Genomic DNA, 23,967 nt, shown 5'->3' with positions numbered 1-23,967 from the left:
CCGCGCCCGCCCGCGCCCCGGGGCGGACAGGCGCGGTGCGTGTCACACCCCGGTGTGGTTCCGCCGCGTCCCCGCCGCGGCCTATGGTCAGGATCATGTTCGCTGCCTACGCCGCACGTATCGATCGTGACCAGCCGCTGAGCGGTCTTGAACTGGGTGAGCGCCCCGAGCCGGAGGTACGGCCGGGCTGGAGCACCGTCCGCGTCAAGGCCGCCTCGCTCAACCACCACGACCTGTGGTCGCTGCGCGGCGTAGGGCTCGGCGAGGAGTCCCTTCCGATGATCCTCGGCTGTGACGCGGCCGGGATCGACGAGGACGGCAACGAGGTCGTGCTCCACTCGGTCATCGGCCAGAGCGGCCACGGCGTCGGCCCGAACGAGCCCCGCTCCATCCTCACCGAGCGCTACCAGGGCACCTTCGCGGAGAAGGTCACCGTCCCCAGCTGGAATCTGCTGCCCAAGCCGAAGGAGCTGTCCTTCGAGGAGGCGGCCTGTCTGCCGACGGCCTGGCTGACCGCGTACCGCATGCTCTTCACCAACGCGGGAGTGCGCCCCGGCGACAGTGTGCTGGTACAGGGCGCGGGCGGCGGGGTGGCCACCGCCGCGATCGTGTTGGGCGCCGCGGCGGGGCTGCGGATCTTCGCGACCAGCCGGGACGAGGCCAAGCGCAAGCGCGCTGTGGAGCTGGGCGCCGAGGCGGTGTTCGAGCCGGGGGAGCGGCTGCCGCACCGGGTGGACGCGGTCATGGAGACGGTGGGCGCGGCGACCTGGTCGCATTCGGTCAAGTCGCTCAAACCGGGCGGGACTCTGGTCATCTCGGGCGCCACCAGCGGCCCCAACCCCAAGGCCGCCGAACTCAACCGGATCTTCTTCCTGGAGTTGAAGGTCGTCGGCTCCACGATGGGCAGCAAGGACGAGCTGGAGGATCTGCTCAGCTTCTGCGCGGCGCACGGGGTGCGGCCGGTGATCGACTCGGTGCTGCCGCTGGACCGGGCCCGCGAGGGGTTCGAGAAGATGGCGGGCGGCGATCTGTTCGGCAAGGTCGTACTGACGGTCTGACATCGTGGCGCCCCGGCGGCCACCTTCGGTTTCCCTCTGTCCTCCATGCGGCCAACTCCGGAAAATGTCGGTCGCTCTGCGTGAGAGGGCTGGTGCTCTCCGGAGTGGGCGGGGATGATGGGCCGGGGGGATGTCTATGACTGCCGCGGTGCCATCGCTGCCCAAAATCGAATTACTGATCGAATCGCTCGAACAGCTCGTGCTGCTGCCGCCCGGACAGCGGGGCCCGGCTCCGCAGATCCTGCTCACGCAGCTCGCCGAGGCCGTCGGCACGGCCGATGGCCACGACGCCACCGACACCGCCGACACCGCACATCCCGCCGGTACCACGAGGCGGACCGAGGCGGAGCGGATCGCCGACGGCCTGTGTGCGCGCTTCAGCGCGGGCGGCAGGGCCCGGCTTCCGTTCGCGCAGGTGGCGGGGAAGACCAAGGGCCCGCCACGGGAGCGGGTGGGGAAGACCTTCCAGAAGATCGAGGAAGAGCTGGTGCGCAACCGGCCGGGGGGCTTCGGCAAGCTGCGGCTTTCCCAGTTCCGGCTGATGTGCGCCGTCGTCGAGGCCGACCTCACCAGGCCCCAGGCGGACGCCCAGCCCGAGGAGTTACGGAACCAGATCTACGAGGCGCGCTGTTCGAGCTCCGCCGTGCTGCGGACGCTGGAGACCCTGAGCGGTGGCGAGGAACCACCGCCCGGAATCCCGGGCACCGCCTGGTACTGGCTGCGCCGACCGGTGTTCGGGATGCTGCCGCGCTGGTGGTACGGGCGCCGCCACCGCCGCCGGATGGCCCGTCCGGGCGGCTGGTACGCCAAATGGGCCGAGCTGCCGGAGAAGGGCGCGGATTTCTACGCCGACGCCGTACGGCTGACCGCCGGGTCCGAGGCCGCCGCGGGCCCCGAGGGGCGCGCGCTGATCGTCGATGCGCTGTTGCGGGCCCTGCTCGCCGATGTGGAGCGGGCCTTCCGCCACCCGCGGCTCTCTCCCTGGGGCAGACGCCGCAGACATCGTGTCGTCCTTGTCCTGCCCCAGTTCCCGGGCGGCGGATCCGACGCCGGGCTGCTGGTGGAGCGGTTCCCCAGCGCGGTGGAGCACACCGGCTGCACCGGGGCGATGCTGGTGGCCGTGGTGCAGCCGGACGAGCAGCGCACCGAGAGCTTCGCCGAGGCCGCCATCACGCTCAAGTCCTGGATCGGGAGCACGGGGGCGGGCGGTGCCCGGGTGGTCCGGGTGGCCGTGGCGTCGCACCCTGATGACCCGGACGCCGCGCGATGGCTCGTCCGCTATCCGGAGACGCCCGTGGGGAAGGCCCGCTCCGATGCGGCACCGCGGGCCGAAGCGGTCTTGGCGGGGGTGGCGGGCCTCACCGCGCTGGCCCTGCTGGGCGGTTACGGGGCGGCCTGGGTGACGGAGGGGAGCGACACCGCATGTCTCGGCGAAGGCGGTGGGTCCGCGTCCGCCTCCGCGCCCGGGTCCGGCGGGCCGACGCCCCGGCCGCCGAACCGCAGCCCCCAGGAGGTCTACGACAACATCCGGGCCGGTATCGACAAGGAGAACGAGAAGGCGGACCGGGCCGCCCGCGAGGGCGCGGTCGTGCGGACGGTCGTCCATCTGGGCCTGCCGGTGACCGCCGACGACTGGGAAGAGGCCAAGTACAGCGGTGCCATTCCGGAGTTGCGCGGAATCGCGCTGGCCCAGAGGGAGATCAACCGTCAGGCGGCCCAGCAGGAGAAGAGCGAGGTGTGGCTGAAGGTCCGTCCGGTGGACGCCGGGCAGGGCTTCGCCAAGGCGCCCGCGGCCGCCGAGCGGCTGGTGCGGGAGGTCGGCCGCGCCGGGAGCGCGGCGGGCGGGGAGCGGATCCTGGGTGTGGTCGGCCTCGGCCAGAGCCGCAAGGACACCCTGCGTGCCCGGGACATCCTGGCCGACGGCGGGCTGCCGATGATCGGCACCTCCGCGACCGCGGAACAGATGCAGGGGTCGGCGATGTACCGGCAGATACCTCCCGACAACGGACGTGAGGCGCGCATCGCCGCGGAGTTCGCGCTCCACGGCAACATCGTGCGGACCGCCCCCGGGGAGTGCGCTCCGGCGGAGAAAGCGGTGGTGATCGGGGACCCCCACGACATCTACAGCACCAACCTCAGCGAGCGGTTCGCCAAGGAGTTCAAAGGCGCCCGGCAGATCTGGTTTCCCCTCGGCGACGCGTCCGCCTCCCCGCCTACCGGGCTGAACAACGAGGGGGACGAATGGGTGTCCAATTCACCCCAGATGGCCACCAGTATCTGCCGGAGGCTGACGGAGGATCCACGCACGGTCGTCTACTGGGCCGCCCGCGCCAATGAGTTCGAGAATTTCCTCAACGCCTTCGACGAGGGCACCACATGCAAGGGACGGGTGACCGTGCTCGGCGGCAACGACCTCACCAATGCGGTGGTCGAGGATCAGCGGCCCACCGAGCGGCACTCCGGGCTGCGGCTGTACTACGCGGCGCAGGCCCTGCCGAAGGACGATCCGCCCAATGTGATCGGCATCGCCTTCCGTCGGCAGTACGCCGAGGCGTACGGGAACGACCTGTGGAGCAACGACGGACGGGCCCCGCTTGCCTGGGACGCCCTCCAGGTCCTCTCCGAGGGGATCAACACGGCGTATCGCAACGCGGGCACGGCACCGTTCGGGCGGGCCACGGTCCAGTTCGCGCTGGAGCAGGGGGTGGGCGGTACGGACGGGGTGCGCGGGGCCACCGGATCACTGGTGTTCGCCGAGAACCGCAAGGTCCCGAGGAACAAGCGGCTGCTGCTGCTGTACGACAGGGCGGAGTCGTCTCCGGCGATCGCGTTGGAGTGCGGCATACGGGACAGCGGAGAGGAGGCTACGAGGTGGGGGCCCGGTGACCGGTTCTCCTGTCCCAGCGACCGTGACGACTGATCAGCCCTCGGGGGAGTCCGGACCGTGGCCGGGATCACCGCTGTACGCCCAGCCCGTCCAGCGCACCACCTCGACCTCGGTCACCGGTCCGCTCGGCACCCGCCCGGCGTACTGGGGATACTTCGCGACCAGCCGTTCCACCGCCGCCGTACGGCCGTCGGCGGACGCGTCGGGGAGGATCCGGGCGCGGCCGTCGGCCCGGACCCACCACAGCTGTCGCCAGTCCTCGTCGTAGTGGTCCACCAGCAGTGACACCGCCGGGTTGGCGCGGATGTTGCGCAGCCGCCGCAGGTCCTGGTGGCGCTTGGGCTTGTGGTCCACGGCCATCACCACGGTGTCCGCGTCCAGCGCGAAGGTGGCGGGGACCAGATGCGGTCGGCCGTCCCCGTCGGTGGTGGCCAGCCGCAGCACCCGGGCGCGGGCGAAGCGCCGCCGCGCCTCGGCGATCTCCAGTCGCATGCGGTGAGGCTACTGCCGCCGCACCGTCTCGCGGGTGAAGCCGCGGCGCCGGCCACGGCCGGGAGTCCCGGGTGGCGGCGATGCCGAGCGTGCTCTGCGCGGGCAGCATGCCCGCCGCGAACACCCCGCCCAGCGGCGGCCCGGTCAGCTCCGCGAGCCGCGCAGCAGTCCGGTGATCTGCGCCGCCGTGGCCGCCAGACGGCGGTGGGCGTCGGCCAGTTGATGCGAGGTCACCCCGTGGTCACGGGCGGTGTCACGGATGTCGTCACGGAACCGGTCGAGCAGCCGGTCCAGGTCGCGGGCCGGGTCGCCGGAGGCGGCGAAGTCCCGGGCCCACGCGGGCTGGTCCGCCTCGGCCGCGCCGGGCGTCGTGTCCGTGGCCGCGCCGGGTGTGGTGTCCGTACGGCCGCCGTTCGCGGTGCTGCCGTCCACGCGGTCCGTGCCGTCCGGGGTGCCCGTCTCCCGCGACGGCCGGTCCTGCCGGGAGAGTCGGCTCATCCCGCGCGAGACCTCGGCCAGCCCCTCGCGCACCGCCCGCTGCCAGTCGCCGGTCCGGACGTGCTCCTGGGTGCGCTCCTGTACGCGCCGGGCCATCCGCTGGACCTCCTCGCGCGCGAACTCCTGGGCGTCCTGGGCCTGCTGACGGGCGCGCTGCGCGTCCTGCCGGGCCCGCTTGCTCTCCTCCTTCGCCCGGCGCGCCTGCTCCTTCCACTCCTCCTTGGCGCGGCGCATCTCCTCCTTCGCCTGCTGCCAGGTCTCCTTGTCGCTCCAGCCGCCCTCCCATGAACCGGGCCCGGCTTTGGCGCCACCGGAATCGCCGGAGGTGCGGGTCCGCTTGGCGGCCTCCCGCATCTCACGCCGCAGATCGCTGGCCGAGCCGCGGACGTCCTCCCTGATCTCGGCGGCCAGTTCGGCGACCGACTCGCGGATCTCCAGTTCCAGATCGGCCAGTTCGCCGCCGCGGTCGGCCAGTTCGGCGCGTCCGGCGTCGGTGATGGAGTAGACCTTGCGTCCGCCCTCGCTGGTGTGGGTGACAAGCCCCTCGGCCTCCAGCTTGGCCAGCCGCGGATAGACGGTCCCGGCGGAGGGCGCGTACAGCCCCTGGAAGCGCTCCTCCAGCAGCCGGATGACCTCATAGCCGTGGCGCGGCGCCTCGTCGAGCAGCTTCAGCAGATACAGACGCAGCCTGCCGTGGGCGAATACGGGAGGCATCAGAGGACCTTTCCCTGGGATCCGTCGGTGGTGTCCTCGGTCCGCGGACGGCGCAGCAGCGCGATGGCGCCGGAGAGGGTGGTGGCGCTGAGACGGCCACTGCCCGTGCCGAGCGTGCCGTTGATCCGCTTGGCCCCCCACTGTCCGGTGACCCGCAGATCCTCGAAGGCGCAGGAGACGGCGCCGCTCGCGGTGCTGGCCTCGACCTCGGCGTCGGCCGGGTGCGGCAGCCGGATCGCGATCTCGCCGGAGACGGTGTTGAGACTGATGTGCGCGCTCTCGGTCGTGGGGGCGAGGTCGAGCACCACATTACCGCTGACCGACTCGGCCCGTACGCACGGTCCCGAGCCCTCGACGACGGTGAGGTCGCCGGAGACGGAGTTGAAGCGCAGATCGCCGGTGACGGCCTGGGTCTCGACCCGCCCGGAGACGGTGTCGGCGCGCACCGGGCCGGTCAGCCCGACGAGGGTGAAGTCACCGGAGACCCCGCGCAGCTCGGCGCGGCCGGCCAGCCCGGAGGCGACAGCGGCGGCGCCGATGACGCCGATCGAGACATCGGTGGCGGTGGGCACGGTGAGGGTGAGATGGACGCTGCGGTTCCAGCCCTTGCGGTCGAGCCATTTCAGCAGGCCCTTCCAGGGGAGGTCGTCATAGGCGACGGTCAGGGTGGCGTCCTCGAGGGTGACCGTCAGCGGCGGTCCGTCGAGGTCGGAGAGTTCCAGCCGGGCGGGGCCGCTGTCGGTGCCCACGACATTGACGGTGCCGCCCACGACTCTGACGTTGAGGGCGGAGACGGGTCCGTCGAAGGTGAGCTTCTCTGGTTCGCTGATCGACCACTCTGATCGGGCTGACATCCCCGGCCTCCCCTGCTGGTTGCGCGACGCAACATATCGCGTCTTCACTAGACACGATATATCGTGGCTCGGGGGAGTCAAGCCCTCCTTCGGTGTACGGCGCCGCCGTCGAGGGGCAGGAGTTACGAGCAGGCCGCCGACCTGTTCGTCCGCGCGTACCGCACCTGATGTGCGCTAGGCCGGGTCCGCGACGGCCCGGGGCGGGCGGGCGGGGAAGGCCCGGCGGTAGTCGCCCGGCGAGACCCCGATGTGCTTCAGGAAGTGGTGCCGGAGGTTGTTCGCCGTACCGAGGCCGCTGAGCCGCCCCACCGCCTCGATCGGCAGGTCCGTCGACTCCAGCAAGCTCTGCGCCCGCGCCAGACGCTGGGCGAGCAGCCAGCGCAGCGGGGTCGTCCCGGTGGCCGCCTGGAGGCGCCGATAGAGGGTGCGCGGGCTCATCGCGGCCCGCCGCGCCAGGTCCTCGACCGTCAGTGGCTGGTCCAGATGCGCGCGGGCCCAGTCCAGTACGGGCGTCAGCCCGGCGTCGTCCCGGGCGGGCACCGACAGATCGATGAACTGGGCCTGGCCGCCGGGCCGGTGGGCGGGCACCACCATCCGGCGGGCGAGTTGGTTGGCGATATGCGCGCCCAGGTCGCGGCGCACCAGATGGAGACAGAGGTCGAGCCCGGCGGTCAGCCCGGCGCTGGTCAGTACGTCCCCCTCGTCCACATAGAGCACCGAGTCGTCCACGCGCACCTTCGGGTAGCGCTCGGCGAGTTGGGCGGTGTGCATCCAGTGGGCGGTGGCCCGGCGTCCGTCGAGCAGTCCGGCCTCGGCGAGCGCGAAGGCACCGGTGCACAGCGAGACCATGCGGGCGCCCGCCGCGGCGGCACGGCGCAGGGCCGCGATCAGCTCCCGCGGCAGCGGCGCGCGCTCCTCGACACAGGCGTCGGGCACCGAGGGAACGATGACGGTGTCGACGCCGGTGAGGTCGTCGAGCCCGTAGGGGGTCCGCAGCGAGAGCCCGCCGCCGGTGGTGGAGGGGGCGCCGTCAGCCGTGCCCGTACCGCACAGCCGCAGGTCGTACCAGGGGTCGGCCAGATCGGGCTGCGGCTTGCCGAAGACCGTGCAGGGGATGCTCAGTTCGTACAGGTCCCAGGAGGGGACCCCGATCTCCTCGGTCACCACCACGGCGACGGAACCAGCGCGCATCTCCGCAGAGTAGGGCAGGAATCAGCGGGTGGCAGGAATTTGGTGGCCGTCGTCATCGGTGTCACTGTTTCCGGCCCTCATGCGCTGCGATCTTGGGTCAATCCGGTCAAACCCCCGCCCCCGGCGGACGAATGAGGAGTTGTGACATGCAAGCTGACCGCTCGGCCGTCAGTGTCATCGGACTGGGATCGATGGGCTCGGCGCTGGCCGCCGCGTTCCTCGACCAGGGCCATCCGACCACCGTGTGGAACCGCTCGGAGCACAAGGCCGCGCCGCTGGCCGAGCGGGGCGCCCACCGTGCCGCGACGCCCGGGGAGGCGGTCGGGGCGAGCCCGCTGATCGTCGCGTGCGTCCTGGACTACCCGGCGCTGCGCGGCGTTCTCGACCCCGTCGCCGCCTCCCTCGCGGACCGGACCCTGGTCAACCTCACCTCCGGCTCCCCGGAGCAGGCCCGGGAGATGGCCGAGTGGGCCCGGTCGCACGGGGCGCGCTATCTCGACGGCGCGATCATGACCACCCCGCCCGGCGTGGGCAGCCCCGAGATGATGTTCCTCTACAGCGGTCCGCGGGAGGTCTTCGACGCCCACTGTCCGGCACTGAGGTCCCTGGGTGACGCCCTGCACCTGGACACCGACCCGGGCCTGGCGTCCCTCTACGACGCCGCGCTGCTCGGCCTGATGTGGTCCACCATGACCGGCTGGCTGCACGGCACCGCGCTGGTCGGCGCGGAGAAGACGGCGGCCACGGAGTTCACCCCGGTCGCGGTCCGCTGGCTGACCGCGGTGGCCGGTTTTCTGACCACCTACGCGCCCCAGGTGGACGCCGGCCGCTACCCGGGCGACGACGCCACCGTCGACATCCAGATCGCGGCGATCGACCACCTGATCCACGCCGCCGCGGCCCGCGGGATCGACAACTCCCTGCCCGAACTGCTGAAGCGCACCATGGAACGGACCAGCGCCGCGGGCCATGGCTCCGACAGCTACGCGAGTGTGATCGAGGCGCTGAGGGCCCCGGCCGCCCGCTGAGGGATCAACGGGCGTCCTGGGATCGGCGGCCGTCCGAGGATCAGAGGTCGTCGTCCTCGTCGTCGAGCCGGGCCAGCCAGGTCGCCAGCCGCTCCACCGGCACCTCGAAGTCCGGGTTGAGATCGACGAAGGTCCGCAGCTGATCGGCCAGCCACTCGAAGGTGACCTCCTCCTCGCCGCGTCGCTGCGCCAGCTCCTCGATACCGCGGTCGGTGAAGTACAAGGGTCGCTCCGGAAGAGGGAAGAGGGGCTCAAGGGATCTGCACCGCCCAGGATATGCCGCCGGTGCCCACGACAACGGCCCGGCCTCCGCTCGCGCGGGGGCCGGGCCTCATGGTCGACGGGCCGTGACGGGCCGCTGGATCAGATGTCGAAGACCTCGTTCACCAGCGCCTGCTGCTCCGCCTGGTGGCGCTTGTTCGACCCCACCGCGGGCGAGGACGAGTGCGGCCGGGAGACCCGGACCAGACGCTCGGAGGCGGGGACGTCCTCGCCGACCGCCAGCTCCAGGTGGTCGATCAGGTTGAGGGCCATGAACGGCCATCCGCCCTGGTTCGCCGGCTCCTCCTGAGCCCACACGAACTTCTCGACGCCGGTGTACTTGGCGATCTCGGCCTGGACCTCGGCACCCGGCAGCGGGTACAGCCGCTCCAGCCGGATGATCGCCGTGTCCGTCACCCCGCGCTTCTCCCGCTCCGCGGCCAGGTCGTAGTAGACCTTGCCGGAGCAGAAGACCACCTTGCGGACCGCGGCCGGGTCGGCGGTCTCGTCACCGATGACCGGGCGGAAGGCGCCGGTGGTGAACTCCTCCGCCTTCGAGGCCGCCGCCTTCAGACGCAGCATCGACTTCGGGGTGAAGACGACCAGCGGCTTGTGGTGCGGGTTGTGGACCTGCCAGCGCAGCAGGTGGAAGTAGTTCGACGGCAGCGTCGGCGTGGCGACCGTCATGTTGTTCTGCGCGCACAGCTGGAGGAAACGCTCGATCCGGGCCGAGGAGTGGTCCGGGCCCTGGCCCTCGTAGCCGTGCGGCAGCAGCAGCGTGACGCCGGAGGTCTGGCTCCACTTCTGCTCGGCCGAGGAGATGAACTCGTCCACGACGGTCTGCGCGCCGTTGACGAAGTCACCGAACTGCGCCTCCCACATGACCAGCGACTCCGGGCGGGCCAGCGAGTAGCCGTACTCGAAGCCCATCGCCGCGTACTCGCTGAGCAGCGAGTCGTAGACGTTGTAGCGGGCCTGGTCCTCGGCGAGGTAGAGCAGCGGGGTGTAGTCCTCGCCGGTCTCCCGGTCCACCAGCACCGCGTGGCGCTGGCCGAAGGTGCCGCGGCGGGAGTCCTGGCCGGCGAGCCGGACCGGGGTGCCCTCCATCAGCAGCGAGCCGATGGCGAGGGTCTCGCCCATGCCCCAGTCGATCGTGCCGTCCTCGATCATCGCCGCGCGCCGCTGGAGCTGCGGGTACAGCCGCGGGTGGACGGTGATCCGGTCGGGGATGTTGACCTGGGACTCGGCGATCCGCTTGACGACCTCCTGGGAGATCGCCGTGTTCACCGCGACCGGGAACTCCGGCTGCGGCTCGGGCACCTCGGGCTGGGCCGGGGTGGAGACCGCGTCGCGGACCTCGGTGAAGACCTTCTCCAGCTGCCCCTGGAAGTCCTGGAGCGCCTGCTCGGCCTCCTCCAGCGTGATGTCGCCGCGCCCGATCAGCGACTCGGTGTACAGCTTGCGCACCGAGCGCTTCTTGTCGATCAGGTCGTACATCAGCGGCTGGGTGAAGCCGGGGTTGTCGGTCTCGTTGTGACCGCGGCGGCGGTAGCAGATCAGGTCGATGACCACGTCCTTGTTGAACGCCTGACGGAACTCGAAGGCGAGCCGCGCGACGCGGACCACGGCCTCCGGGTCGTCGCCGTTCACGTGGAAGATCGGCGCCTCGATCATGCGCGCCACGTCGGTGGCGTACATCGAGGAGCGGGACGCGGCCGGGGCGGCGGTGAAGCCGACCTGGTTGTTGATCACGATGTGCACGGTGCCGCCGGTGCGGTAGCCGCGCAGCTGCGACATGTTCAGCGTCTCGGCGACCACGCCCTGGCCCGCGAAGGCCGCGTCGCCGTGCAGGGCGACGGGCAGCACGGTGAAGTCCGTACCGGCCTTGCCGATGATGTCCTGCTTGGCGCGGGCGACACCCTCCAGGACCGGGTCCACCGCCTCCAGGTGGGAGGGGTTGGCGGTCAGCGAGACCTGGATCTGCTCACCGTCCAGACCGGTGAAGGTGCCCTCGGCGCCCAGGTGGTACTTGACGTCGCCGGAGCCGTGCATCGACTTCGGGTCGAGGTTGCCCTCGAACTCCCGGAAGATCTGCGCGTAGGACTTGCCGACGATGTTGGCCAGCACATTGAGCCGGCCGCGGTGGGCCATCCCGATGACGACCTCGTCCAGGCGCGACTCGGCGGCCGCGTCCAGCACCGCGTCCAGCAGCGGGATGACGGACTCGCCGCCCTCCAGCGAGAACCGCTTCTGGCCGACGTACTTGGTCTGGAGGAAGGTCTCGAACGCCTCGGCCGCGTTGAGCCGGCGCAGGATGCGCAGCTGCTCCTCGCGCTCCGGCTTGTCGTGGCTGCGCTCGACGCGGTCCTGGATCCACTTGCGCTGCTTGGGGTCCTGGATGTGCATGAACTCGATGCCGGTGGTGCGGCAGTACGAGTCGCGCAGCACGCCCAGGATGTCGCGCAGCTTCATCATCGTTTTGCCCGCGAAGCCGCCGACCGCGAACTCGCGCTCCAGGTCCCACAGGGTGAGCCCGTGCTCGATGATGTCGAGGTCGGGGTGCTTGCGCTGGCGGTACTCCAGCGGGTCGGTGTCGGCCATGACATGGCCGCGGACCCGGTAGGCGTGGATCAGGTCGAAGACCCGGGCCGCCTTGGTGACGTCGTCGTCGTGGCTGACGTCGATGTCCTTGAGCCAGCGGACCGGCTCGTAGGGGATGCGCAGCGCCTTGAAGATCTCGTCGTAGAACTCGTTCTCGCCGAGCAGCAGCTGGCTCATGACCCGCAGGAACTCGCCGGAGGCGGCGCCCTGGATCACCCGGTGGTCATAGGTGCTGGTCAGCGTCATGACCTTGGAGACGCCCAGCTTGTTCAGGGTGTCCTGGGAGGTGCCCTGGAACTCGGCCGGGTACTCCATGGCGCCGACACCCATGATCAGGCCCTGGCCGGGCATCAGCCGCGGCACGGAGTGCACGGTGCCGATGCCGCCGGGGTTGGTGAGGGAGGCCGTGACTCCGGTGAAGTCCTCCATCGTCAGCTTGTTCGCGCGGGCGCGGCGGACGATGTCCTCGTACGCCTGCCAGAACTCGAAGAAGTTGAGCGTCTCGGCCTTCTTGATCGCCGCGACGACCAGCTGGCGGTCACCGTTGGGCTTGACCAGGTCGATGGCCAGGCCCAGGTTGACGTGCTCGGGCTTGACCAGGGTCGGCTTGCCGTCCTTCTCGGTGAACGAGTAGTTCATCGAGGGCATCGTCTTCAGCGCCTGCACCATGGCGTAGCCGATGAGGTGCGTGAAGGACACCTTGCCGCCGCGGGCGCGCTTGAGGTGGTTGTTGATCACGATGCGCTGGTCGAACAGCAGCTTCACCGGGACGGCACGCACCGAGGTGGCCGTCGGCAGCTCCAGCGACGCGTTCATGTTCTTCGCCACGGCGGCGGACGGGCCGCGCAGCGTGACCAGCTCCGGTCCGGCGGACGGCCCGGGCTTCGCGGCCTTGGCGGAGGGCGTCGGCTCGGCGGGCGTCGGCTTCACCGGAACGGGCTTGGCCGGGGCGGGAGCCGCGGCGGCGGGCTTCGGGGCGGCCGGTGCCGCGGCGGCGGGCTTGACGTCGACCGGCTTCGCGGCGGGCGCGGCGGCCTTCGGCTGCGCCGGGGCGGTGGCGGCGGGAGCGGCCTGCGCGGCGGCGGGCGCGCCCGGGGCAGCGCCCCCGGTCACGGCCTGTGGCGGCGCGGCCACGGCGGAGCCGGTGTCCTGACCCGGCTTGTAGTCGGCGAAGAAGTCCCACCAGGCTCGGTCGACCGAGTTCGGGTCCTGGAGGTACTGCTGGTAGATCTCGTCGACGAGCCACTCATTGGGTCCGAAAGCAGCGGCAGGGTTGGCTCCCTGCCCGTCCTGCTCGTCGGTAGAGACGCTCGAGGTATTGGGGGACTGTGGCGACACGGCGGCAACCGCCCTCTTCCGCTTCCTTAGATGGTGGACAGCGGGAATAAAGGCTACGCCTCTTGGACCCAAACGTGCAGGCCGCACTGGTCATCGTCGTGCAAGTCACACTGATCGGCGGGTTTCGGCGCATGTTATGGCGGGAAACACACGGGGTTCCGCTGGGTTCCCGCAGATACGAGCGAACGCAAAAGTGCGCCCACACCGCTCGAATGTGCGCGTCTTCGATCGACCTTACGTCACATGTGATCTCGGGGGCTGCCCGGAAGACTGACCTTGATGCGGCAGCCCCGGGGGGACTCCGCGACACCTATCCGGCCGCCGTGCAGATCGACCGCCCAGCGGGCGATCGCCAGCCCCAGACCGGTGCCCCCGTCGCTGCCCTGCCCGGACGGGCGGCGGGGCGCGGGCCCCGAACCGCCCGGGGAGAGCCCGCCGCGGTTGAAGCGCTCGAAGACGCGGTACCGCTCCGCCTCCGGGATGCCCGGACCCTCGTCCAGCACCTCCAGCTCCAGGCTCTCCGGCTCCTCGCCGCGCCGGGCCCGCACCGTGACCCGGCCGTGCGCCGGGCTGTGCTTCATGGCGTTGTCGATGAGATTCGCCATCACCTGGTGGAGCCGCTCGGCGTCCGCGTGCGCGGTCAGCTCCGGCGGGGAGACGTCCAGGTGGAGATGGACGTCCTTGCGGGTGTGCGAGCCCGACCCGCCGTCCGCGCTCTTGGCCATGCTCGCCTCCTTGAGGATCTGGGCCAGATACGGCCAGACCTCGAAGCGCCGTGCGTAGAGCGGCACCACCCCGTTGTCCAGCCGCGACAGATCGAGCAGCTGCTCGACGAGGCGGCCCAGCCGCTGGGTCTGGCTCAGCGCGACCCGCATCGTCTCCGGATCGGCCTCGGAGACCCCGTCCACCACGTTCTCCAGCACCGCCCGCAGCGCCGCGATCGGAGTGCGCAGCTCATGGGAGACATTCGCCACCAGCTCCTTGCGGTGGGTGTCCACCGCCTCCAGGTCGGCGGCCATCCGGTTGAAGGCGTTCGCCAGATCGCCGAACTCGTCCCGGCGCTGGGCCGCCCTCACCCGGCGGGTGTAGTCACCGTGCGCCATCGCCCGGGTGACCTCGGTCATCTCGTCCAGCGGGGCGGTGAGGCCATGCGCCACGAACTGGGTGATCAGCAGTGAGGCGATGATCGAGAAGATGGTGATCACCCGCAGCTCGGTGTCCGAGTGCATCGCCGCGAACACCAGCAGCGTGGTGATGATCACCGACCCGATGACCAGCGCCCCGAGCGCGGCCTTGACCGAGCGGTACGGGTCGAACGGCCGCAGCGCCTCCCACACCCGGTTCCAGGTGGCCCGGCCCCGGGCGCCACGGCTTCGCGCGGGGTGCCCGGGGGAACCGGGCGGCAGTGGCGGCCGGTCGGCTCGGTCGGTCCTGGCCGCGGTGAGCGTCCGCAGCGCCGCGGTGAGCGTCCGCAGCGTCGTCAGGGCCCTGCGGACGGGAGAGACCCTGGGAGCCCCGGGGGCCGTCCTCATGCGGCCGGGGTCTCCAGGGCGTAGCCGACGCCGTGCACCGTACGGATCCGCTCGGCGCCGATCTTCCGGCGCAGCGCCTTGATATGGCTGTCCACGGTCCGGGTGCCCGAGGCGTCCGCCCAGTCCCAGACCTCCGCCAGCAGCTGCTCGCGGGAGAGCACCGCGCGCGGGGTGTTGGCCAGGCAGACCAGCAGATCGAACTCGGTCGGGGTCAGATGGACGTCGGAACCGCGCACCCGCACCCGGCGCTGGGCGTGGTCGATCTCCAGCTCGCCCAGGCGCAGGATCCCGCTGCGCGGGGTGTGCGCGGCCAGCGCCGCCCGCTCCACCCGCCGCAGCAGCACATGGACCCGGGCGGCCAGCTCACGCATCGAGAACGGCTTGGTCATGTAGTCGTCCGCGCCGACCCCGAGCCCCACCAGCATGTCGGTCTCGTCGTCGCGCGCGGTGAGCATCAGCACCGGCACCGGCCGTCTGGCCTGCACCCGGCGGCACACCTCGAGCCCGTCGAAGCCCGGCAGCATCACATCGAGCACCAGCAGATCGGGTTGCCACGCCTCGGCGGTGTCGACGGCCGCGGGGCCGTCCCCGGCCGTCTGCACCTGGAAGCCCTCGGCCCGCAGCCGGGCCGCGATGGCGTCCACGATGGTCGGATCGTCCTCGACGACGAGCACCCGGCGCTGTGCGCCGGGGGTGGTCGTGGCGGCCCCGTTGTGGCCGTTGAGATTCTGCTCCATACGCCCGCCCCATGCGTCGTCCCGAAAAACCGCGCTCCGCGCCTGGTCATTGCCGTGCGGCGTGGTCTAGGCAAGAAAGCGTAAGGGCAGCGTACGCGGCTCGGCTACGCGCCTCGAATCCCGATGTGGACCACGTCGGGTACGCCACGGGCAACAGCGATCTCTTCCGTACGGACCCCGGTGAATCCGGCATTGCGGAGAGATCCCTCGAACGCGGCCGACGGCTGTGCCGACCAGACCGCGAGCACGCCGCCCGGTGCGAGGCGGGCCGCGCAGGCGGCAAGACCGGCGGGGGAGTAGAGGCCGGTGTTGTCCTCGGTGACGGTCCAGTCCGGTCCGTTGTCGATGTCCAGGCACAGCGCGTCATAGACCGGGCCGTCCGGCTCCTGGAGATGGGCGACGAGATCGGCGCGGACGATCGCGGTGCGCGGATCGGCCAGCGCCTTCGCGGAGACCGCCGCCAGCGGGCCGTCGCGGTGCCAGTCGACGACCGCCGCCTCCCGCTCCACGACCGCGATCCGGCCCCAGCGCGGTTCACCGGCCGCCTCGGCGAGCGAGAAGCCGACGCCGAGACCGCCGATGAGCAGGGCGGGAGCGGAGCGGTCGGCGGGCAGGGCATCGAGGGCGGCCCGTACGAGCAGCCGCTCGGAGCGGCCGTCGGAGGTGTCCATCAGGAAGCAGCCGTTCGCGATGATCTCGAAGACGGCGTCCGCGTCGTCCGCCGCCCCGCGCCGCCGCAGCACCACCTCGCCGTAGGGGCCGTCGCGGCGGTCGAGGGTGACCGATCGGCCTGCTGCGGTGTCGTACGGGGGCTGCATCGTGTGACCTCCGGCTGGACGTGGCGGGCGGGCCCCTCCGGCGGGCCCGCCGCCATCCTCGCGCCACCCCGGCGCGCGGGTCCACTGCGATTGATGTCCGCTGTGGTGGCGTCACACCGGGATGCGGTGACATCACTCACGGCCCGGAGGTTGTTCCTGTGTGCACCGCGGAAACACGCGCAGCGAGACGAAACGGGTCGCACGGCCGACGGAGGGGAGCCAGGCCCTGTCCTGCCGATCTTCGTGGGCCCGCGACGCCTGGCAGCGCGCCTCGCCGCGTTGTCGGGATCGTCCGAGTACGCCCAGTACGAGGACGACCCCTCCTGCGATCCTCCCCCAGCTACCGCTGGGAGGTGCCCCCTCACCTGACGCCGCGGGCTGATCCACGAAGATCGACAGGAAACAGGACCTAGGCGGTGACAGTGGTGCAGGCGGATGGTGCCAGGGCCGGTGAGGACCGCGCGGTCCCGGACGCGCCCGCGGACCCGGCCACCAGTGGTGGAGACCTCTCCGGCGCCGTCCCCACCCGGCGGCGCGATCCCGCCCTCGCCGGATGGTGCTGGTCGGTGCCCGGGGCCTGTGCGGATCCGCTGTTCCCGGCCCGTTTCCCGGCCCGGCCGGATGCCGTCGCCCCCGGGGCGGCGACCCCGCGGATGCCGGGCCGGAGCCGGGAGGTGCGGGAGCGGTGGCGGCGGGTCGTGCGGTCGGCGCCCACGCCCACCTCCGCGCCGTTCACGCTCGCCTACGCCCTCGTCCTCCTCGGCACCGGCCTCTTCTTCCACCTCGGTGATCCGCGTACCGTCCACGACCTGCTGGCCGCTTCCAGTACCGATGTCTCCCATCTGTTCCAGCGCCCGCTGCTCACCCTGCTGGCCAGCGCGGTGTGGATAGCCGGTGGCCTTGTCTCGTTCTATCTCGCCGCGCTGCTGCTGGTGCTCACGCCGCTGGAGCGGCGGATCGGCGGACTGCGGACGGCCGGGGTGTTCCTGCTGGGCCATGTGCTGGCGACGCTGCTGACCGAACTCCCGGTGGCCGCCTCCGTCGCACTCGGCCATCTCCCGCACAGCTCGCTGCGGCGGCTGGACTACGGCGTGAGCTACGGGCTGATCGCCTGCGCCGGGGCGCTCGCCGTGCTGCTGCGCCCCCGTGCGCGCTGGGTGCTGGTCGGCGGGACCGCGGCGCTGCTGACCGTCTCCGGCCTGACCGGGGCCGTCGATCCGCTCACCGGCTGGGGCCATGTGCTCGCCCTGCTGACCGGGCTGGGCTGCTGGCCGTACGTCCGCCGCGGCGCCCGACGGCGCGCCACCGCGGCCCCGGCGGACGCCGCCGCCGACCGGGCGAACGGCTGATCGCTCACAGCGAACGAGCACCCGGGAACACCTGAAGCCTTCTGGGCATTGAGTCTGCGTAGCTCAACTTGCCTGCCTAAGGGGAGATCATGGCTTCGCTGTCCGCACCGCTCACCCTGCCTGTGCTGCCTCTCGACGACGAGGTGGTGCTGCCCGGCATGGTGGTGCCGCTGGACCTGTCCGATACCGAGGTGCGCGCCGCGGTGGAGGCCGCCCAGGCCGCCGCCCGCTCCCGGGGGAGCGGCGGGAAGCCGCAGCTGCTGCTGGTGCCGCGGGTCGACGGGACGTATACGGGGATCGGCACCCTCGGCACCGTCGAGCAGGTGGGCCGACTCTCCGACGGCGACCCCGGTGCGCTGATCCGCGGGGTGCGGCGCGTTCGCATCGGCGCCGGGACCACCGGTCCCGGAGCGGCGCTGTGGGTGGAGGGGACCGCGGTCGAGGAGATCGTGCCCGACCCGCTGCCCGGTGCCGTCACCGAGCTGATGAAGGAGTACAAGGCGCTGGCCACCAGCTGGCTGCGCAAGCGCGGCGCCTGGCAGGTCGTGGACCGGGTGCAGCAGATCGACGATGTCGCGCAGCTCGCCGACAACGCGGGCTACTCACCCTTCCTGACCACCGCCCAGCGCGTGGAGCTGCTGGAGACCGCCGACCCGGTGGCCCGGCTGCGGCTGGCGGTCAGCCGGCTGAGCGAGCACCTGGCCGAACAGGACGTCGCCGAGTCGATCGCCAAGGACGTCCAGGACGGCGTGGACAAGCAGCAGCGTGAGTTCCTGCTGCGGCGTCAGCTGGAGGCCGTCCGCAAGGAGCTGGCCGAGCTCAACGGAGATCCGGAGGACGAGTCCGACGACTACCGGGCCCGGGTCGAGGCCGCCGGTCTGCCGGAGAAGGTGCGCACCGCCGCGCTGAAGGAGGTCGACAAGCTGGAGCGGTCCTCCGACCAGAGTCCCGAGGGGAGCTGGATCCGGACCTGGCTGGACACCGTCCTGGAGCTGCCGTGGAACGAGCGCACCGAGGACGCGTACGACATCCAGGGCGCCAAGGCGGTGCTCGACGCCGACCACGCGGGCCTGGAGGACGTCAAGGAGCGGATCACCGAGTACCTGGCGGTGCGCAAGCGCCGTTCCGACCGGGGCCTGGGCGTCGTCGGTGGCCGCCGCGGCGGCGCGGTGCTGGCGCTGGTCGGCCCGCCCGGGGTCGGCAAGACCAGCCTGGGCGAGAGCGTCGCCCGCGCGATGGGGCGTACCTTCGTCCGGGTCGCGCTCGGCGGCGTCCGCGACGAGGCGGAGATCCGCGGCCACCGGCGCACCTATGTGGGCGCGCTGCCCGGCCGGATCGTCCGGGCGATCAAGGAGGCCGGTTCGATGAACCCGGTCGTCCTGCTCGACGAGATCGACAAGGTCGGCTCCGACTTCCGCGGCGACCCGGCCGCGGCGCTGCTGGAGGTCCTGGACCCGGCCCAGAACCACACCTTCCGGGACCACTACCTGGAGGTCGAACTCGACCTGAGCGATGTGGTCTTCCTGGCGACCGCCAACGTCCTGGAGGCCATTCCGGAAGCGCTGCTGGACCGGATGGAGCTGGTGCGTCTGGACGGCTACACCGAGGACGAGAAGGTCACCATCGCCCGCGATCACCTGCTGCCCCGGCAGCTGGAGCGCGCCGGTCTGGAGCCGGGCGAGGTCGTGGTGGAGGACGCGGCACTGCGCAAGCTGGCGGGCGAGTACACCCGCGAGGCGGGGGTGCGGACCCTGGAGCGGTCCGTGGCCCGGCTGTTGCGCAAGATCGCGTCCCAGCATGAACTGGGCGAGCGGGAACTGCCGTTCACCGTCGGGGTGGAGAGCTTGCGGCCGCTGATCGGACGGCCGCACCACACCCCCGAGTCCGCCCAGGACCCGGCCGAGCGGCGCACCGCCGTCCCCGGTGTGGCCACCGGGCTCGCGGTCACCGGCGCGGGCGGCGATGTGCTGTTCGTCGAGGCGTCGCTGGCCGACCCGGAGACGGGCGGCGCGGGGCTGACGCTGACCGGTCAGCTCGGCGAGGTGATGAAGGAGTCCGCCCGGATCGCGCTGTCCTTCCTGCGCTCGCACGGCGCGGAGCTGGAGCTGCCGGTGGGTGACCTCAAGGAGCGCGGGGTCCACCTCCACGTCCCGGCGGGCGCGGTGCCCAAGGACGGTCCCAGCGCGGGCATCACCATGACCACGGCGCTCGCCTCGCTGCTCTCCGGCCGCCAGGTGCGCCCGGACGTGGCGATGACGGGCGAGGTCTCGCTGACCGGGCGGGTGCTGCCCATCGGCGGCGTCAAGCAGAAGCTGCTGGCGGCGCACCGGGCCGGGGTGACCACCGTGGTCATCCCCAAGCGGAACGAACCCGATCTGGACGATGTCCCCGCCGAGGTGCTGGAGAAGCTGGACGTCCACCCGGTCTCCGATGTCCGGCAGGTGCTGGAGCTGGCGCTCCGGCCCGCCTCGTCGGTGACCCCGGAGGTTCCGGCGGTGGCGTGACGGACGCCGCCGGTGGCCGTGGCCCGGAATCCCAGGTCGAACGGGATTCCGGGCCACGCGTGACCTGGCCGTCGTGCGTATCGTTGGACCAACCGGCTGCATGCGTTCGGTGTGCGGCGGGGAGGAGCGGCACAGTGACCGTCATGCCGATTGACAGGATCGAGATGGCCGACAGCGACGAACTCAGCCTGGACGAGCTGTTCGACTGGCTGGAGCGGAGCCACGTCCCCGAGGGCTACAAGGTCGAGGTCGTCGAAGGGGCCGTCTTCATATCACCACAACGGACTGTGCACTGGCGCATCATCCGTCGCATCGTGCGGGCGCTTGAAGACCGCTTCGGCGTGGACGTGAACGTGCTGTCGGATGTGCGGATCGACTTCCCCGGAGAGGGGAACGGCTTCGCTCCTGATGTCGTCAAGCTCGTGGATGACGCCGAGATGACCTCCCCGGGCGGCTGGCGGCACGGGGACGTCGAATTCGTCGCCGAGGTGATCTCGAAGGACACGGCGAGGAACGACTACGGACCGAAGAAGGTGGCCTACGCGACGGCCGAGGTGCCCGTCTATCTGATCGTCGACGCGTACACCGGCAGGTGTCACGTGTTCACCGAACCCAAGGACGGCGACTACCTCACCGAGTTGACCGTGTCCTTCGGCAAGGAACTCGATCTGACCGACACCGTCGTCGGGCTGACGCTCAAGACCGACGAGTTCCCCCGCGACTGACACGGCACATATGGGCTGGACGACGGGGCGCTCGCCGGGTATGAGGAGCGCTACCGGGGCGCTGCCGGCGTCCGGGGTGCCGCGCGAGCGCGGCCTCACCGCCGCGTAACACCAAGGCGAAGAGCCTGGCCTCCCTGTGAGCGGCCGGGCCCTGTGCCGCGTCCGTCGTGGGTCAGCTCCGCGCCGGGCAGGCGAGCGCGGCCAATTCCCGGGTCGCCGCCTTCGCCGCCATCGCGCTCTGCGGTCCGGGCGAAGGCACAGCCGCGGAAGCCGTCCTTCACGGTGACGGTGCACACCGCGTCGAACAGACCGGTGAGCTGGTCGCGCGGATCCGGTCCGGCCGCCTCGGCCGCCTCCTTCAGTGCCTGCCGCCCATACGTGTCCCACTGCCGGAGGCAGGCCACCACCAGGGCGTCCTCGCAGCCGAACTGGGCGTACAGGGTCGCCTTGGCCACCCCCGACTCAGCGATGATCCGGTCCACTCCGACCCCGCGCACCGCGTGGGCGTCGAACAGGGCGGTGGCCGATGCTCCTCGGGACGGGCCCAGGACGGACGGTGCCCTCCAGCGTACAGACAGACCTGTCCGTACACCGGAGGGCGGGTGCGCCGGCCGTGGGGGGTGGGGGGCCGCCGCGTCAGCCGTTCGCCAGGGCCTTCAGCCGGTCCATGGCACCGTTGAACTTGTTGTGGTCGCCGACGGTCGCGCCGGTGGAGGTGTACTGCCAGATGGTGTGGAAGCCCCAGCCCGCCGGGAGTTCACCCACGGACGAGCCGTAGCGCGGGATCCACAGCGGGTTGACGCTGCCGAAGGCGCTGGAGTTCCCGGTACAGGTCTTCCACCAGCTGGTGGAGGTGTAGATCACCGGGTCACGTCCGGTGCGGGAGCGGTAGGTGCTGGTGAAGTCCTTGATCCAGCTGACCATCCCGCTCGCGCTCTTGCCGTAGCAGGTCGCGCCATAGGGGTTGTACTCCATGTCGAGCGCGCCGGGCAGCGTCTTGCCGTCCTTGGACCAGCCGCCGCCGTGGTCGACGAAATAGTTGGCCTGTGCGGCGCCGGTGGAGTTGCCCGGCAGCGCGAAGTGGTACGCCCCGCGGATCATGCCGACGTTGTACGAGCCGTTGTACTGCTGGGTGAAGTACGGGTTGGTGTAGCTGGTGCCCTCGGTCGCCTTGACATAGGCGAACCGGACACCGCTGCTCCACAGCGTGGACCAGGCGACATTGCCCTGGTGGCTGCTGACGTCGACACCCTCGACGGTGGCCAGCACGCTCGGCGGTTCCTCGCCGGAGGTGGAGCTTCCCTCGTGTTTGATTATCTGCGACCCCGCCCAGTCGTCCTCGGGATGAGGGATGTCATCCGGGCGCGGCGCGGCGGAAGCCGGGGCGGAGAGCGCGAAGGTCGTGGTGGCGAGAGCGGCGAGAATGCCGGTCAGCGCACTGAGGACGGGTCGGGCCGGACCAGGTCTGTGCACGGGCATGGCGTGCCTCCGAAGCCTCGGTGGGGGAGCGGGGGAATGGGGGTGGGGGGAGTGGGGGGAGTGGGGGGAAGGGGAGGGAGGGTGTTGGAATGGCCATGTCATAAGTGACGCTACGGGCGTAGACAGGGGCGGGGAAGGGGGAGGTGGTGGTGTCGTTGGTCTAATCCTGCGAAATACTGGCGGAGCTGCGGCAACAACCGCACTTGGCGGAAACTTTCACCCGGTGAAAATGCGGAGAGGGCTCTGACGTGCACACCAACGGGCCAACGCCCCCTGAGCGGGGTGAGGACGGCGCCATGGACGGAATCGGCGTGGACCATGCATTCCTGGCCCTGGAGCGAGAATTGGCGGTCTTTCTCCGCCGGGCCCGTGCCGCGTCCGGGGAATTGGCCCGGAAGGTCCACCCCGATCTGGAATCCGCCGCGTACGGGCTGCTGATGCGGCTCGATGACGCGGGACCGCAGCGTGCCACCGACCTCGCGGGCTACATCGGCGTCGGCAAGGCGACGATGAGCCGTCAGCTGCGCGCGCTCGAGGGGCTCGGTCTGGTGACCCGCACCCCCGACCCGGCGGACGGCCGGGCGTTCCTGGTGGAGCTGACGGACGAGGGCCGGAGCCGTTTCAGCGCCGTCCGGGGCGCCCGCCGGGCCCAGTACGCTCGCCGCCTCGCCGCGTGGGAGCGCAGCGAGGTCGCCGAACTCGCCCGCCTGCTGCGCCGGTTGAACGGCGAGCAGGAGGCCGACGACGCCGGGCACACGGCCCGTGGGGGCGAGGAGTAGGGCACTCACATACGTCAGCATCGGCGAGCCGCGCGGATCCGGCGACGCGGATGTGGCAACGGCGTTACCCGGTGCGCCATCGGGGTGCGGCGGGTTTCGGCGCAGGTTCCGGCTGGGCGATCAGAGTTCGGCGTAGATCACGGCGGCGTCGTCGTGCGCCTTGCCGCGCCGGAAGGCCGTCCGGTCCGGATCGGCGTGCTCCGCCGCCCGCACCCGGTCGATCAGCGCCTGCGGGCCCTCCTTGCGCAGCAGCGCGAAACAGGCCGTCCAGTCGCCCTCGCCGAACACCTCCACCCAGCGCGACGCCCCGTCGGTGAGCGCCGCCAGCGCCCGCACTCCGGTGCGCGGAAGGTCGCCGGTGACCGCCTTGGCGGAGACGGCGGGGTCGGCGGCGGCCGTGAAGAAGCCGCCCTCGGCGTTGCGCAGTCCGGCCAGCCGGCGGCCCGCGGCGCGCAGCCGGTCGATGCGGTCGTCGAGCACCGGTGTCACCTCGCCGTCCGTCCGCTCGATGAGCAACGCCGAGTCGGAGAGCACCAGATGCTCGACCCGTGCGTCGTCCCAGCGGGCGGCGACCACCGTGGCCTGCGGGGTCAGTGGGTGATTAAGGTCACAGGTTGAACTGTGTGCTTCCGCGGTACGCCGGATCGCCTCGGAGAGGCATGCGGCCAGCGGTATATCCCGCTGCGAACCGGACAGTTCGAGCAGTGCGCCGCCCAGCCGCGCGGTGAACCAGGGCACTCCGTGGACGCATCCGTCGTCGCCCTCGGGCGGGGTCACCCCGTCCAGCACCACCAGTGAGCCGCCAAGGCCCGACGCCGGCAGGGCCACGGAGGCCCAGTCCTCGTTGGCTCGCCGCTGATCGCCGGGGGCCGTCGCGAGTTCGATGCGCATTCCGTCAGTCTGCCGGAACCCTTTCGAACACCGCCTCCTCGGGGGTGCTGAGAAAAACAATGGTTCGCACCAAACACGTGTTTGTCGGATTGGGGCGGGAATGCGTTGTCTGGGAAGGTGTGGGCGGGCATCTTGCCAGGATGGCCATGCCTTTTCCAATCACGGAAAAGGTGGTGGGAGGGTATGGCCTCTACGCAAAGTTGGTGGTCAACTACGCAATGCGGTTCACTC

19 protein-coding genes are annotated in these 23,967 nt (G+C 71.3%); 7 read left to right on the top strand and 12 right to left on the bottom strand.

The genetic code is table 11. The features are described 5' to 3' along the window. Positions 1 to 95 precede the first annotated feature (95 nt). A complete protein-coding gene (locus AC4BEG_RS10780; protein WP_490705667.1) occupies positions 96 to 1,058 on the top strand; it encodes a zinc-binding dehydrogenase in 963 nt (320 codons plus the stop codon). Positions 1,059 to 1,194: 136 nt separating this feature from the next. Continuing rightward, on the top strand, positions 1,195 to 3,978 hold the full coding sequence (locus AC4BEG_RS10775) for a type 1 periplasmic-binding domain-containing protein (RefSeq protein WP_490705666.1): 2,784 nt from the start codon (positions 1,195 to 1,197) through the stop codon (positions 3,976 to 3,978). On the opposite strand, the gene AC4BEG_RS10770 is transcribed toward AC4BEG_RS10775, so the two are convergent. The 4 genes from AC4BEG_RS10770 to AC4BEG_RS10755 all read right to left on the bottom strand — a co-directional run bounded on the left by AC4BEG_RS10770 (position 3,979) and on the right by AC4BEG_RS10755 (position 7,673). After that, the gene (locus AC4BEG_RS10770) at positions 3,979 to 4,437 is read right to left on the bottom strand and encodes a TIGR03668 family PPOX class F420-dependent oxidoreductase (RefSeq protein ID WP_490705665.1); all 459 of its coding nucleotides are present in this window, start codon (positions 4,435 to 4,437) and stop codon (positions 3,979 to 3,981) included. It lies immediately after the preceding gene. 144 nt (positions 4,438 to 4,581) lie between these two features. After that, positions 4,582 to 5,649, bottom strand: coding sequence for a PadR family transcriptional regulator (locus tag AC4BEG_RS10765; protein WP_490705664.1), 1,068 nt, complete (start codon positions 5,647 to 5,649; stop codon positions 4,582 to 4,584). Beyond that, entirely contained in the window at positions 5,649 to 6,503 is an 855-nt protein-coding gene (locus tag AC4BEG_RS10760) for a DUF4097 family beta strand repeat-containing protein (protein ID WP_490705663.1), read from the bottom strand. Before AC4BEG_RS10760 ends, AC4BEG_RS10765 begins: the two co-directional genes overlap by 1 nt. Positions 6,504 to 6,677: 174 nt before the next feature. Further along, positions 6,678 to 7,673, bottom strand: coding sequence for a GlxA family transcriptional regulator (locus AC4BEG_RS10755; protein ID WP_490707052.1), 996 nt, complete (start codon positions 7,671 to 7,673; stop codon positions 6,678 to 6,680). A gap of 167 nt (positions 7,674 to 7,840) precedes the next feature. Here AC4BEG_RS10755 and AC4BEG_RS10750 point away from each other — a divergent pair, with 167 nt between their 5' ends. Beyond that, positions 7,841 to 8,722 (top strand): NAD(P)-dependent oxidoreductase, encoded by an 882-nt coding sequence (locus AC4BEG_RS10750; protein ID WP_490705662.1) that lies wholly within the window; start codon positions 7,841 to 7,843, stop codon positions 8,720 to 8,722. A gap of 40 nt (positions 8,723 to 8,762) precedes the next feature. Here AC4BEG_RS10750 and AC4BEG_RS10745 read toward each other — a convergent pair whose 3' ends face one another. From AC4BEG_RS10745 to AC4BEG_RS10725, 5 genes are all read right to left on the bottom strand, one after another. Next, positions 8,763 to 8,945, bottom strand: a complete 183-nt coding sequence (locus AC4BEG_RS10745; protein WP_201871287.1) for a DUF6104 family protein — start codon at positions 8,943 to 8,945, stop codon at positions 8,763 to 8,765. Positions 8,946 to 9,085: 140 nt separating this feature from the next. Continuing rightward, positions 9,086 to 12,922 (bottom strand): multifunctional oxoglutarate decarboxylase/oxoglutarate dehydrogenase thiamine pyrophosphate-binding subunit/dihydrolipoyllysine-residue succinyltransferase subunit, encoded by a 3,837-nt coding sequence (locus tag AC4BEG_RS10740; protein ID WP_490705661.1) that lies wholly within the window; start codon positions 12,920 to 12,922, stop codon positions 9,086 to 9,088. Positions 12,923 to 13,161: 239 nt separating this feature from the next. After that, complete coding sequence (locus AC4BEG_RS10735; protein WP_490705660.1) at positions 13,162 to 14,454, bottom strand: sensor histidine kinase; 1,293 nt, start codon at positions 14,452 to 14,454, stop codon at positions 13,162 to 13,164. Next, positions 14,451 to 15,191, bottom strand: coding sequence for a response regulator transcription factor (locus AC4BEG_RS10730; RefSeq protein ID WP_490705659.1), 741 nt, complete (start codon positions 15,189 to 15,191; stop codon positions 14,451 to 14,453). Before AC4BEG_RS10730 ends, AC4BEG_RS10735 begins: the two co-directional genes overlap by 4 nt. A 104-nt stretch (positions 15,192 to 15,295) precedes the next feature. Continuing rightward, positions 15,296 to 16,009, bottom strand: coding sequence for a spermidine synthase family protein (locus tag AC4BEG_RS10725; protein WP_490705658.1), 714 nt, complete (start codon positions 16,007 to 16,009; stop codon positions 15,296 to 15,298). A 416-nt stretch (positions 16,010 to 16,425) separates the two neighbouring features. On the opposite strand from AC4BEG_RS10725, the gene AC4BEG_RS10720 reads away from it, so the two are divergent. From AC4BEG_RS10720 to AC4BEG_RS10710, 3 genes are all read left to right on the top strand, one after another. Then, positions 16,426 to 17,358 (top strand): rhomboid-like protein, encoded by a 933-nt coding sequence (locus AC4BEG_RS10720; protein WP_490705657.1) that lies wholly within the window; start codon positions 16,426 to 16,428, stop codon positions 17,356 to 17,358. A gap of 89 nt (positions 17,359 to 17,447) precedes the next feature. Then, complete coding sequence (gene lon, locus AC4BEG_RS10715; protein ID WP_490705656.1) at positions 17,448 to 19,862, top strand: endopeptidase La; 2,415 nt, start codon at positions 17,448 to 17,450, stop codon at positions 19,860 to 19,862. Between the two features lie 134 nt (positions 19,863 to 19,996). Next, positions 19,997 to 20,587, top strand: coding sequence for a Uma2 family endonuclease (locus AC4BEG_RS10710; RefSeq protein ID WP_490705655.1), 591 nt, complete (start codon positions 19,997 to 19,999; stop codon positions 20,585 to 20,587). A gap of 95 nt (positions 20,588 to 20,682) precedes the next feature. On the opposite strand, the gene AC4BEG_RS10705 is transcribed toward AC4BEG_RS10710, so the two are convergent. Both AC4BEG_RS10705 and AC4BEG_RS10700 read right to left on the bottom strand, forming a co-directional pair. Next, positions 20,683 to 21,084 carry a TetR/AcrR family transcriptional regulator gene (locus tag AC4BEG_RS10705; protein ID WP_490705654.1) on the bottom strand — a complete coding sequence of 134 codons (402 nt, stop codon included), beginning with the start codon at positions 21,082 to 21,084 and terminating at the stop codon, positions 20,683 to 20,685. Positions 21,085 to 21,223: 139 nt separating this feature from the next. After that, the gene (locus AC4BEG_RS10700) at positions 21,224 to 22,066 is read right to left on the bottom strand and encodes a lysozyme (RefSeq protein WP_490705653.1); all 843 of its coding nucleotides are present in this window, start codon (positions 22,064 to 22,066) and stop codon (positions 21,224 to 21,226) included. A gap of 296 nt (positions 22,067 to 22,362) precedes the next feature. On the opposite strand from AC4BEG_RS10700, the gene AC4BEG_RS10695 reads away from it, so the two are divergent. After that, positions 22,363 to 22,845 carry a MarR family winged helix-turn-helix transcriptional regulator gene (locus AC4BEG_RS10695; protein WP_490705652.1) on the top strand — a complete coding sequence of 161 codons (483 nt, stop codon included), beginning with the start codon at positions 22,363 to 22,365 and terminating at the stop codon, positions 22,843 to 22,845. A 120-nt stretch (positions 22,846 to 22,965) separates the two neighbouring features. On the opposite strand, the gene AC4BEG_RS10690 is transcribed toward AC4BEG_RS10695, so the two are convergent. Continuing rightward, complete coding sequence (locus AC4BEG_RS10690; protein WP_490705651.1) at positions 22,966 to 23,736, bottom strand: hypothetical protein; 771 nt, start codon at positions 23,734 to 23,736, stop codon at positions 22,966 to 22,968. Positions 23,737 to 23,967 lie beyond the last annotated feature (231 nt).

Source organism: Streptomyces sp. JLBJ103, assembly GCF_058215575.1.
Note: the sequence above shows the minus strand (reverse complement) of the source record. Positions and strands in the feature narration are given on the sequence as shown.